8 protein-coding genes and 2 tRNA genes are annotated in these 12,409 nt (G+C 41.5%); 3 read left to right on the forward strand and 7 right to left on the reverse strand.

All coding sequences use genetic code 11. The annotated features are described in order from the left end of the window. Window positions 1-26: 26 nt before the first annotated feature. Window positions 27-1,277 carry an acyl-CoA dehydrogenase family protein gene (locus ACTJJH_RS07070; RefSeq protein WP_005301987.1) on the forward strand — a complete coding sequence of 417 codons (1,251 nt, stop codon included), beginning with the start codon at window positions 27-29 and terminating at the stop codon, window positions 1,275-1,277. Between the two features lie 34 nt (window positions 1,278-1,311). On the opposite strand, the gene abeM is transcribed toward ACTJJH_RS07070, so the two are convergent. Together abeM and ACTJJH_RS07080 are read right to left on the reverse strand one after the other, a co-directional pair. Continuing rightward, window positions 1,312-2,658 carry a multidrug efflux MATE transporter AbeM gene (abeM, locus tag ACTJJH_RS07075; RefSeq protein WP_440600928.1) on the reverse strand — a complete coding sequence of 449 codons (1,347 nt, stop codon included), beginning with the start codon at window positions 2,656-2,658 and terminating at the stop codon, window positions 1,312-1,314. 32 nt (window positions 2,659-2,690) lie between these two features. Beyond that, entirely contained in the window at window positions 2,691-3,152 is a 462-nt protein-coding gene (locus tag ACTJJH_RS07080; RefSeq protein WP_005065993.1) for a DMT family transporter, read from the reverse strand. A gap of 116 nt (window positions 3,153-3,268) precedes the next feature. Between ACTJJH_RS07080 and hemW the strand changes: the two genes are divergently transcribed. Beyond that, entirely contained in the window at window positions 3,269-4,423 is a 1,155-nt protein-coding gene (hemW, locus tag ACTJJH_RS07085; RefSeq protein ID WP_032062898.1) for a radical SAM family heme chaperone HemW, read from the forward strand. 45 nt (window positions 4,424-4,468) lie between these two features. Here hemW and ACTJJH_RS07090 read toward each other — a convergent pair whose 3' ends face one another. After that, window positions 4,469-5,224 carry an SDR family oxidoreductase gene (locus ACTJJH_RS07090; RefSeq protein WP_005079248.1) on the reverse strand — a complete coding sequence of 252 codons (756 nt, stop codon included), beginning with the start codon at window positions 5,222-5,224 and terminating at the stop codon, window positions 4,469-4,471. A gap of 112 nt (window positions 5,225-5,336) precedes the next feature. Between ACTJJH_RS07090 and ACTJJH_RS07095 the strand changes: the two genes are divergently transcribed. Continuing rightward, window positions 5,337-6,233, forward strand: a complete 897-nt coding sequence (locus ACTJJH_RS07095; RefSeq protein WP_440600929.1) for a LysR family transcriptional regulator — start codon at window positions 5,337-5,339, stop codon at window positions 6,231-6,233. Between the two features lie 63 nt (window positions 6,234-6,296). Here the strand turns inward: ACTJJH_RS07095 and ACTJJH_RS07100 are convergent. The 4 genes from ACTJJH_RS07100 to ACTJJH_RS07115 all read right to left on the reverse strand — a co-directional run bounded on the left by ACTJJH_RS07100 (window position 6,297) and on the right by ACTJJH_RS07115 (window position 12,011). Continuing rightward, window positions 6,297-6,372, reverse strand: a tRNA-Lys gene (locus ACTJJH_RS07100). 22 nt (window positions 6,373-6,394) lie between these two features. After that, window positions 6,395-6,470: transfer RNA gene (locus ACTJJH_RS07105), tRNA-Lys, on the reverse strand. Between the two features lie 184 nt (window positions 6,471-6,654). Further along, window positions 6,655-8,496, reverse strand: a complete 1,842-nt coding sequence (locus ACTJJH_RS07110; protein WP_440600930.1) for a long-chain-acyl-CoA synthetase — start codon at window positions 8,494-8,496, stop codon at window positions 6,655-6,657. Window positions 8,497-8,687: 191 nt separating this feature from the next. After that, the gene (locus tag ACTJJH_RS07115) at window positions 8,688-12,011 is read right to left on the reverse strand and encodes an Rne/Rng family ribonuclease (protein WP_440600931.1); all 3,324 of its coding nucleotides are present in this window, start codon (window positions 12,009-12,011) and stop codon (window positions 8,688-8,690) included. Window positions 12,012-12,409 lie beyond the last annotated feature (398 nt).

A 12,409-nucleotide genomic window follows, 5' to 3' on the forward strand; every position in this document is an offset into this window, starting at 1 on the left:
TAAAAAATAAGATTAGGAGAATAAAGATGACGATTACCCAAATTGAATTAGAAGAACTGTCTGTAGGCGCCGATTATGAAAAGGTCGCAAGTAGATTTCGTCCAGTTTTTGAAAAAATTGCCCAAGGTGCAATTCAACGAGAAAAAGAACGAATTTTGCCTTTTGAACCGATTCAGTGGTTAAAAGAACTCAAATTAGGTGCGGTACGTGTACCTGTTAAATATGGTGGAGATGGGGTGTCATTGCCACAACTTTTCCAGCTTTTAGCAGAACTGGCGCAAGCGGACTCGAATATTGTGCAAGCTTTGCGTGGGCACTTTGCTTTTGTTGAAGACCGTTTAGTTGCTCATAAAGAGCATTCGCAGGAGGTTTGGTTTCAGCGTTTTGTACAGGGTGATTTAGTTGGGAATGCATGGACCGAAGTTGGAAATGTGCAAATCGGTGATGTCGTTACACGAGTAACCAAAGATGCTTCGGGTAACTTGGTGGTAAATGGAGAAAAGTACTACTCAACAGGAAGTATCTTTGCTGACTGGATCGATTTATTTGCTTACGATGAGGTAAATGACCGCCATGTGATTGCTGCTATTTATCGCCATGAAACAGGCGTGAGTGTGATTGATGATTGGGATGGCTTTGGTCAAAAGACAACGGGCAGTGGTACTTTAAAAGTACATCAGGTGCATTTGCCAGCCTCGCACCTTATTCCATTTGACCAGCGTTTTAAATATCAAACTGCTTTTTATCAAGTCGTCCATCTTGCAACTTTAACGGGTATTGCACATGCGGCAGTAGAAACTTTTAGTCAAGAAATACGAGAGCGAAAGCGTATTTTTAGTCATGGTAATGGTGACCTTGTTCGTCACGACCCACAAGTTTTACAGGTGGTGGGTAAAGCCTCTGCTCAAGCTTATGGAAGTCTAGCAATTACGATTAAAACAGCTGAAGCATTGCAGAAGGCTTATGAAAGTCACTTTAGTGAGTTAGAGGTAAAAGAACATCAGTTTAACGTAGATGCAGAGCTTGAGTCGGCGCAAGGGCAGGTGGTGATTTCTAATTTGGTACTCGATTTAACCAGCCAATTATTTAATGCTTTGGGCGCGTCAGCAAGTAGTCAAGTGAAACAACTCGACCGTTTCTGGCGTAATGCACGAACGGTCTCTTCACATAATCCGCTTATCTATAAAGAAAAGGTGATTGGAGATTGGGAAGTTAACCGGACCGATTTGCCCTTTGTCTGGCAAATCGGAGCAAGCCCGCGGGCAAAGTCTGCATAAAATAAAAAGAGCCGATGTTTCATCGGCTTTTTTATTAAGTTTGACTTAAACGTTTGGTATTTAAATAAAGCCTTGAAAGTAATAAAACACAAGCAATGCTTAAACCAATAATTAAGCCTAACCACACGCCAGCTACACCCCAATGGGTATAACGTGCTAAATAAAGTCCGATAGGAAAAGCAATCACCCAATATGCCATGAGTGTAATCCACATCGGTGCTTGCGTATCTTGCATACCTCTTAAACAGCCTGCGGCACTGACTTGTAATGCATCCATCAACTGATAACCCATTGCAAACCAGAGTAAATACATGGCAACAGGAACCACTTCTATATCTTGGGTATAAACCGAGACAATTTGTTCACGACCTAGAGCAATAAAAGACATGGTCAATAAGGCAAAAAATATTGCTGTGCTCAGACCAATCTTTTGTACTTGGTACATGGAAGCCCAATTTTTTTCACCATAATACGTTCCCACACGAATGGTCAGGGCAATCGCAAGTGAAAGCGGAATCATAAACAGCACAGAGGTGACTGAAATTGCGACTTGATGCGCTGCAATAAAGACTTCACCTAGTGGGCTAAGTACCAATGCACCTGTACTAAAAATACTGACTTCAAAGAACACGGCTAAACCGATGGGTAGGCCAAGCTGTAAGATTCTTTTTACCCAAGTCAGGTTAATTTTATCGAATCTGCTAAAAATAGACGTGTTACGGTAAGCCGAAGCTTTATAAATATAGCCAGCTAAAGTAATTAGCATGAGCCACTGTAAAATGGAGGTTGCAAAACCACAGCCTGCGCTACCTAATGCAGGTATTGGCCCTAATCCATGCATAAAAATCATGTTTAAAGGGATTAAAACCACTAAGGCCAGTAAGCTAATGACCGTTACAGGACGTGGATGGCCTAAAGCCTCAGAATAACCGCGTAGGGCTGCGTACATGGTCACAGCTGGCATGCCTAAACCAATCGCATGTAAAAATAAACTTGCTTTAGGCTGTAAGCTTTTTGGTACGCCAAACACATGTAAGAAAAACGGCATAAGCTGCAAAATGAGCATAGCCATTACGCCTAAAATGATGGCGACCCATAAGGATTGACGAACAATGACAGGAATTTGTTCTGTATTTCTTGCGCCCTTTGCTTCAGCGACCAAAGGTGTAGTTGCAATCATAATGCCACTGAACAGGAGCATGACTGGGATCCATAAGCCCACACCTACCGCAATTGCTGCTAAATCGGTTGCAGATAAATGCCCAGCCATAATAGTGTCAATTAACCCAAATCCCGCTTGAGCAAACTGGGTAATTAAAATCGGTAGCATTAAGTGGAAGAGTTGTTTTAATTCAGACCGAAAAGATGTGACATTCGACACAAAAGGTACTCTTTTTAAATATAAAAATGAAGCTAACGTTGCAAAGTGAGTAACACACCGACAAAGATGATCACGCCACCCAGAAACCGTTGCCATGTAACAGGTGTCTTTTCTGTACCTAACCAACCAAAATGGTCAAGCAACATTGAAATGAGCAATTGCCCAAAAACGACTAGCCCTGTAAAGGTTAAAAAACCAAGTTTAGGTGCAGTATAAATGCTCATGCTAATTGCATAAACCCCAAGGAATCCTCCTGTCCAAAGAAGCCATGGAATATTTGATATTTCACTTAAAGAGGGCTTTTCGGCACTTTGGAAAAAAACCATAACGGCTAAAACAATAGTACCTATGAAAAATGATAATAAAGCTGCTTGCAACGGTGAGTGTAGTTGCTCGCGCAGTTGAGCATTGATTGCAGTCTGAAAAGCCATGGCAACACCGATTCCCATAGCTAGAGGTAAGATCAGGAAAAGTTGACTAGAGAATTTCATCATTTTTATCAATATTTAAGTATGTTTAAAAACAGTCTAAAGCAATTAAGGTATGTTTTCATAAGCCCATTGATGCAGTCATGTTAAAATAGAAATATTGTGTAAATTGGACCTGCTCCTTGGCCGTATTAAATCCTGCTTCTGTTCCTTTATCTTTATATATCCATATGCCTTGGTGCGTGCGTAAATGTCCATATTGTGACTTTAACTCGCATGCCGTACCAGATGGAGCGCTTTCGGCAGAACTCGAGCAAACCTATTTAAAGGCGTTGGTGGCCGACTTTGAAACTCAAGTTGAGATGGCTCAGGGACGTTCAATTCATAGTGTATTTATTGGTGGTGGAACGCCTTCACTTATTTCTGCTAAAGGCTATGCGTGGCTGTTTGAACAGCTTAAGTCATTGCTCAAATTTGAAGATGGCTGTGAAATCACCCTAGAGGCAAATCCCGGAACACTAGAACATGATCCGTTTGCAGGCTATTTAGAAGCAGGTATTAACCGTTTATCGATTGGTGTGCAGACTTTTAATACAGAGCACTTGCAAAAGCTTGGGCGTATTCATTCAGTCAATAATGCTATGGATGCAATTGAGCAGGCACGACAAGCAGGCTTTAAGCGAGTTAATGTCGATTTAATGCATGGCCTACCTGAGCAAACGCTAGAGCAAGCACTTTATGATTTAAAGATGGCTGTAGAGCATGGCGCGACACATATCAGTTGGTATCAACTGACTATTGAGCCAAACACCGTATTCTTCCGTACGCAGCCCGTTTTACCTCAAGATGAGGTGTTAGAAGATATTCAAGAGCAGGGTGAAGCTTATCTAAAAGCCAATGGTTTTATAAATTATGAAGTGTCGGCTTGGCGTAAAGAGCAGCCTTCAGCTCATAATTTAAATTATTGGGAATTTGGTGATTACCTTGCGATTGGTGCAGGGGCACATGGCAAAGTAACCCGACCAGATGGTGTATATCGTTTCCAAAAGACTCGTTTGCCAAAAGACTATTTGGCTAAGGTTCCAGCCGAACATTTGCAAATGAAAAAGATTGAGGCAGAAGAGCTACCTTTTGAGTTTATGATGAATGCTTTACGTCTAAATGATGGTGTAAAAGCTGAGTTATATGAGCAGCGTACAGGTTTAAGCCTGGGTCACTTAAATGAAGTACTCACTTCTCTACGAGCTAGAAAACTACTGGTAGATGATGTTTCCCGTTTAGCCTGTACGGAGCAAGGCCATATTTTCTTAAACTCAGTGCTTGAAGAGTTTTTATAATTAAACAAACTAAAAGCCGCGTCATCAGATGCGGCTTTTTTTATTTTAGCGAGTGGTATAGCCGCCGTTTGCAAAAATAGTCTGTCCTGTAATCCACCACCCATCAGTTACCAAAAAGCGAACTAGAGGTTCAATATCTTCAATTTTGGTGAGTCCACCTAAAGCTGAAGCTGATTTATGGTAAGCCACTGCTTCGGCAGATTCCTGACCATAAAAGAAAGGTGTATCCATAGGTCCAGGTGCAACAGCAGTCACAGAAATCTGACGATCACCAAATTCTTTTGATGCAGCACGTGTGTAATGCTCAACAGGTGCTTTTAAACCTTCATAGGTTGAATAGAGTCCAGTGTAGGCTGCAAGAAGAGAAGTCACGATTGAACAAATCTTGCCGCCGTCATTTAAATGACGACCTGCCGATTGAATAAAGAAATAGGCAATTTTTGAGTTGATATCGCTCATGCTATCAAACTCTTGTTCTGTGGTATCTAAAAAAGATTTCTTTAAAACCTTTCCAACTGTATTAATGGCAATATCAATTCCGCCAAAATGCTGCTTAGTGTCTAAGAATAGCTTTTCGATATTATCAATATCCGTTAGGTCTGCCTGAATTAAAACGGCATCTACACCGAATGCTGTTACATCTGCAAGTGTCTGTTCTGCATCTGCTTGAGTTTCAGCGCTATTGTAGTGAATTGCAATTTTTGCGCCTTGTTCTGCAAACCTGCGGCTAATCAGTCCACCTAAGTTTTTTGCACCGCCCGTAATCAGTACAACTTTATCTTTCAGAGTATGAGTTGTCATGATGGTTGTTCCTATGATGACTTGTTTTAATGTGTTTTTAGTCTAGATTGGCGGTAATTTTTGATCAATTATGCTAGTTTGGTTTAACTATTCAGAAAATACGAACAATTAAATGGATCGGTTGCAGCAATTTTTTATTTTTACAGAAGTCGCTAAACGACAAAGCTTTAGTGAAGTGGCAAATCAGCTTGATTTACCTCGCTCGACAGTGACGAATGCTATTCAACAGTTAGAAACTCACTATGGAGTACGCTTATTTCATCGTACTACGCGTAAAGTAAGCCTCACTCAAGATGGACAACGAATATTACCTGAATGTCAAAATCTATTATTTGATTATGAACAGCTCGAACAGCTTATACAGGCACAAAAGCAGCATTATCGTGGCACGCTAAAAATTTCAATGCCCAGCCGAATCGTGCATCAAGTGATTATTCCTGAACTGCCCGATTTTTATAGCCGCTATCCAGATATCCATTTACAACTTCATAGCTCTGATGACATCACTGACTTAATCGAGAAAGGAATCGATTGTGTTGTTCGGGTGGGGCAGCTAGATAATAGTAGTTTAATTGCGAAGTTCGTTGGTAACTTGATTATGGTGAACTGTGCAAGTGCTGACTATTTAGAACAGTACGGTATTCCTGAACAATTAGAAGATCTATCTCAACACAAACTCATTAACTATGCGGGAGCAGTAGGAGAAAAACAGGGCGTATTTTCATATCAAGATGGAGCTGTGATGATGGATAGTGCTTTAAGCGTAAATAATACGGAAGCCTATATTGCAGCGGCTATTGCAGGTTTGGGAATTATTCAACTTCCATACTACGATGTTCAGGATAAAATCGAGCAGGGAACTTTAGTTGAGGTACTTAGTGCCTATACTGCTCAATCACTTCCACTTAATATTTTATATCCGAATAGAAGCTATATTCCTAAACGTTTGGAAATCTTTATGGAATGGGCTAGGGATGTTCTATATAAGAAGTGCATCGTCATCTTTTAGTCATAAAACTAAAATACATTAACAATAAAAAAAGCCTCTCGAACTGAGAGGCTTTTTAGAATTTGGTGGGTCGTCCGCGACTCGAACGCGGGACCAACGGATTAAAAGTCCGCTGCTCTACCAACTGAGCTAACGACCCAAATAGGTTCAAAACAGATAAGTGGTGGGTCGTCCGCGACTCGAACGCGGGACCAACGGATTAAAAGTCCGCTGCTCTACCAACTGAGCTAACGACCCTGAACAAACATTCAAATATCATTTGAATGTGAAGTGCAAGATAACTAAAAGTTTTCTAACACCACCTTTGTTTTGATGTCGCGTATTTTAGCAAGTTATTCAACTAACACAAGAGGAAATTTAAAAACATTTGCATGATTGCCTATAAAAAGCACGATTTCCTCTTGTTTAGCTAAAAAATGAACTAAAAACGGTATTTATATGCCTGAATGTTGTCAAAAATTTCAGTTGTGATGTCACAGTAACTGCTTGCACCAGGCAATAAAGCGAGTAAACGTTCAGAAGTTTTGCTTGGATTAAACGCATCTTCCTTCAATTTATTCTTTTGGTACTTAAAAGTACCTGTAGTTTCAACTTTAGCTTGTATACGTAAAAACACTGGTACCGCATAAGCAGGTAAGCATTTTTTAAATACAGTCACCATTTCTGTTAAGTCAGTGTCATTTAATTCAGCACCATCAGCAAGCGTGATTGCTGCCATACCTGCACGACCATTGGTATTTGGAATTTCTACACCATAAACCACAGCTTCAGCGATCTTGTCATATTCACACACCATGTTTTCAACTTCGGTGGTAGATACATTTTCGCCTTTCCAGCGGAAGGTATCACCTAAGCGGTCAACAAACTGAGCGTGACGGAAACCAATATTACGAACAAGATCACCTGTGTTGAAATATGAGTCACCTTTTTTAAAGACATCTTGCATAATCACAGATTTGTTCTTTTCTGGGTCAGTATAGCCATCAAATGGAGAGCGACTGGTAATTTTACCTACCAATAAACCGACTTCACCTGCTTTAACTTTTTTGCACCAGCCATTTTTATCGCGTACAGGCTCATTCTTTTCTTTATCAAATTGAATGACTGCATACGGCATAGGGGAGAAGCCTACGGTGTTGTCAAAGTTGAAAATATTACTAAAGCCGACATTGCCTTCACTTGAAGCATAAAGCTCTAGAACTTCTTCAACACCAAAACGCTGTTTGAATTTATCCCAGATGTTTGGACGCATGCCGTTACCAATCATTTTGGTTACACGGTGAGCACGGTCAAGCTCTGTAGTTGGAGCATCCATCAAGTAACGGCAAAGTTCACCTACATAACCGATTGCAGACGCATTAAACTTCTGAACATCTTTCCAGAAAGCACTGGTTGAATATTTACGTCGAATGGCAAGCGTAGAGCTTCCTGCAATCACACCACACCAACAAACTACCACACCTGTTGCATGATACAGCGGCAAAGTGACATACATCACATCATCTGGGCCAAGGTTTAAAATGTGGCCGTAAGTGCCATAGGCAAGTGTCCAGCGGCTATGTTTAAAAATAACTGCTTTTGGTAAGCCTGTTGTACCCGAAGTATAAATATAAAACAGACCATCATTTCCATGAACGGAGTGTGTGGTCGATGGATTGAATTTCGGGAATTGATCAATTTCTATTGCAAGATTGGCATAACCTTGAGGTGCTGTTCCTGCATCTTGACGAGTAGCCTGATCTGCAAACCAGTGGAAACGGTCTTTAGGAACGTTTAAGTCTTGACGAATTTCATCGATTGCAGTACGGACCTCTTCGCCCGCAATGACTGCAATTGGTTTTACAAGATTGATACTATGAGCGAGAACTTTACCGACTTGAGATGTATTTACAAGCGCAATCGTTACCCCAATTTTAGCTAAGCCCACAATAGTGGCAATAAGCTCAGAACGGTTCTCAACCATTACGGCAATCACATCGCCTTTACGTGCACCGAGAGATAAATAATAGTGAGAAATCTGGTTAGCCCATTCATTTAAAGCTTCGTATGAGTAACTTTGATCTTCAAATAATAAAGCAGTACCTTTTGGATTTCGCTTAACAGCTTTCTCAAAAGCTACGCCTAATCCAGTTGGTGTATTTGCTGTTCTTAAATAAGCCTGTTTAAGACCATTCAGGATATGGGGTACTTTGGGAATAAAGCTAGGAAGTCTAGTGGCAACATCCCCAAGCGTAATGATATCGGTCTGTGTTGTCTGGCTCATATCAATCCTATTTATTTTTCGATCAATCCAAAAAAGGTTGCGTTGGCAAAAGTACAGTATTTTTCATGGTTCACCATGCTTTTAAAACTTTTCTTCTAGTGCAATCAACCTAATTGGTTAAAAATAACAAAAAAAACCTAGTCATCGAAATGACTAGGTTTGTTTAAATTAGCTGCAATTGAGCAAATGATTTACTCAGCTACAGGATTTGCTTTCTTTGGTGGACGACCGCGAGGGCGACGAGGACGACTTGGTTTGTCCTTATCAGCTTTAGAATCTTCCGATTCACTCTCGGCAGGAGCTTCAGTTGGCTCTACAGCTTGTTCTGTAGCTGCTTTGGCTTTTGCAGCTGCTTTTGGCTGTTTTGCAACCGGAGCTTCTACTACAGGTTCAGCTGGTGTCTCTTCTACATTAGCTACTACTTCAACTTGCTGATCAAGCTCAAGCGGTTGTTGTTTTGATTCAACAGGTGCTTGTGTTTCAGCAGTAGGAGCAACAACGGCTTCTTCCACAGTCTCAGCTACAGGGGCAGCTTCTTCTGGTGCAGAATGTTGTTGTTTAACTTGCTCAAAAGCTTGTTCAGCTGCAAGTTTCGCTAAACGACGGCGTTCACGCGGATCATTAGCAACACGTGGTGTCGCTTCTTTTGGTGGCGTCAACGGAAGTACTGGCGCAGGTTCTGCTTCTTGTGAAGGCTTATTACTTGGAAGCTCGGCATCACGAGTAACAGGCTTTTTGTCTTCAGCTTCAGCTGCGACTTCAGTCACTAAAGTACTTGCGTATTGCTCTGCAAATTTCTGCAATGCACGATTGAATGTTGGAACTAAACCAAACTGTTCAATCAGTACTGTACAGTCTTCACCGTAAACATGACGGATCAAGCTACCAATTGTATATTGCGCCAAAGTTGGAATTTGCGATGGGGCAATTGATGGTGCAGCAGCTTTAGCACGTTTTGCATTACGTTGTTCACGGCGACGCATACGAGGATCATTACTTGCACGTTGAACTTGCGGTTGAGTTTTCTCAGCCTTTGGTTGAGGAGCTTCTGCTTCAGCAGTTACCGTCTCTTCGACTGCCACAACTGGTGCTGGAGCTGGTTCTTGAGTAGCTTCAACAACAAGTGCTTTTTCAGTACGTTGAACAGGTTGCTCAGGCGTTAAAGCAATAATTTCGCTTTGTGCTTGATCAACATTGATGACTAAGGCTGTATTCATGACTTCATGCTGTGGAGCATCAATCAAATCAACCTTAATTTGTTTTTCATCAACAACTGCTGGTGCCGGCGTATTTTGATTTTCATTTAATACGCTTGGATCGCGGTGGCGATTCGGGCGGTTTGGACGTTGTTGATTATTACGGTCACGACGTGGTACAGCATGTTCAGCTTGTTGCCCATCATTTTGATGTTGTGCATGCGGCTGGTCTTGCTGTTGACGCTTTTGTTGACGTTTTAATTCACGTTGCTCTTGGCGTGATAACTGTACAACCTCTTCATGAACCTGTTGTTGCTGTGGTTCTTGATTGTGGTGGTGCTGATGTTGTTCACGTTGCTCTTTGTGCTTACGTTTTTTGTTGTTTGGACGCTGCTGTTGTACTTTATCGTCTTTTTCAACATTCTCACGTGCTTCCTGCTTAACAGGAGATTGAGAAATATAAGCATTGTTAGATGGAGCCGAAGTAACTTCAGCAACAGCTGGTGCTACAACTTGTCCAAACTGCCCACGGCTAACAGCGCCTGTATTCACCATTTGTTCAATTGCGGCAGCAGCATTTTGTGCTGAGCGAGATTGATCAACTGTTTGAGCTTGTTTTTGAACAAAAAGGTTTTCTAACCATGCACAAGGGCTTGCTGCTTTTTGAGCGCTTGCCTGAGCAGCAGGTTGAGCTGCTTGATTTGCTTTCTTTTGGTTGGCTGCGTTATTGGCAGCAGGAGCAGCATGAGTATGGCCATGATCGGCTTCTTCTAAATGCCATTCAGAAGATTCATAACCTAACTCTTTTTCACTTGAACGAGTTGCTTCAGTACGTTCATAGCTAGAAGGTGCAAAACCATCTGGATTGTACTGAATTTCGTAGTGAGGGGTTTCTAAGTGCGGGTGAGGTAATACAGTTACACGTACACCAGAAGTTTGCTCTAAATACACCAAACTATGGCGTTTTTCATTAAGCAAGAAGGCTGCAATTTCAACAGGTACTTCTACTTGTACTTCACCATGACGTTCACGAAGCGCGATTTCTTCTACTTTGCGCATAATTGAAAGCGAAAGTGAGCGTAAGTCACGAACCATGCCTGTACCATGACAGCGTGGGCACACATAACCTGTTGCTTCTTCAAGAGATGGACGTAAGCGTTGACGGCTCATTTCCATTAAGCCAAAACGAGAAAGTTGGCCAAACTGAATACGTGCGCGATCGCTTTGAGTTGCTTCACGAAGTTTTGCTTCAACCATGCGTTGGTTGCGCTCTTTAGTCATATCGATGAAGTCGATTACAACTAAACCACCAATGTCCCGAAGACGAAGTTGGCGAGCAATTTCTTCTGCTGCTTCTAAGTTAGTATTCAGCGCAGTTTCTTCAACGTCATGTCCACGAGTCGATTTCGCAGAGTTAATATCGATTGAAACTAAAGCTTCAGTCTGGTCAATCACAATTGAACCGCCAGAAGGAAGTTTTACTTCACGTTCATAAGCAGTTTGAATTTGGCTTTCAATACCAAAATGAGCAAATAATGGCTCGTTTAAAGTATAAGTTTTAAGTTTGTCTAATTGACGAGGCATCACTGCTTTAACAAAGTTATAAGCTTCGTTATAAGCCTGTTCGCTATCAATTAAAATTTCTGCAACATCATCACGTAAATAATCGCGGATAGCACGAGTAACAACACCAGCTTCTTGATGAACCAGCATTGGAGAAGGACCAGAGCTCGCTGTGCCTTGGATTTGTGCCCAAAGGTCAAGCAAATGCTGTAAGTCTAACTGTAATTCTTCTTGGGTACGGCCAATACCAGCGGTACGTACAATAACGCTCATACCACGTGGTAAATTTAAAGAAGCTAAAATTTCTTTTAATTCTTCACGTACAGAACCTGAAATTTGACGACTAATACCGCCACCTTTCGGGTTGTTTGGCATAAGAACCAAATAACGTCCTGCAAGTGAAATAAAGGTAGAAAGGGCTGCACCTTTATTGCCACGTTCTTCTTTTTCGACTTGAACAAGTAATTCAGTACCTTCAGTGATAAGTTCACGAATGTTTGAAGTTTGTCGTGGGTCTGCTTGGAAATAACTGTTAGCAATTTCGCGCATAGACAAGAAGCCTTGACGGCCTGCGCCGTATTCAACAAAAACAGCTTCTAAAGATGGTTCTACGCGGGTTACATGGCCTTTATAGATATTGGATTTTTTCTGTTCTCGGGTACGATTCTCTAAATCAAAATCGTAAAGACGATTACCAGTGATAAGTGCAACGCGGACTTCTTCTGCGTGAGTTGCATTAATCAACATACGTTTCATGGGTGTGACACCTAATAGTGACCCACACAAACATATCGCACAAACTTAAAGGTTCTGAACGAACATCGAACATGACGGATCATTTCCCAGATCTCAAAATATTTGTGGTCTGAGTCATCTGTTACCGGCTACATTTAGCCTTAGCTTCGATTCTCGTCTGTGATGTAGGCAATACTGCTTCAACCTTTAAATCGGACTTCCTTAGTGCTTCACTGGCGGGTGAGCGGTGCATTGGTTAATGACTTTCACTGTCATTGGGCGCGAAGTGACTTCTTTTTGGAAGTTTGATACGGAATGCTCATCGTATCGGTGCTTTCGGCAGTTCCAATGCATCAACGCTTTAGCCTGAAGGCAACATTAAGGAGCGATTTGTCTGATGTGTATCAGTTTACGTTCCA

Origin of the sequence: Acinetobacter sp. 22301, assembly GCF_052045285.1 — a bacterium.
Classification (GTDB): Bacteria; Pseudomonadota; Gammaproteobacteria; order Pseudomonadales; family Moraxellaceae; genus Acinetobacter; species Acinetobacter pittii.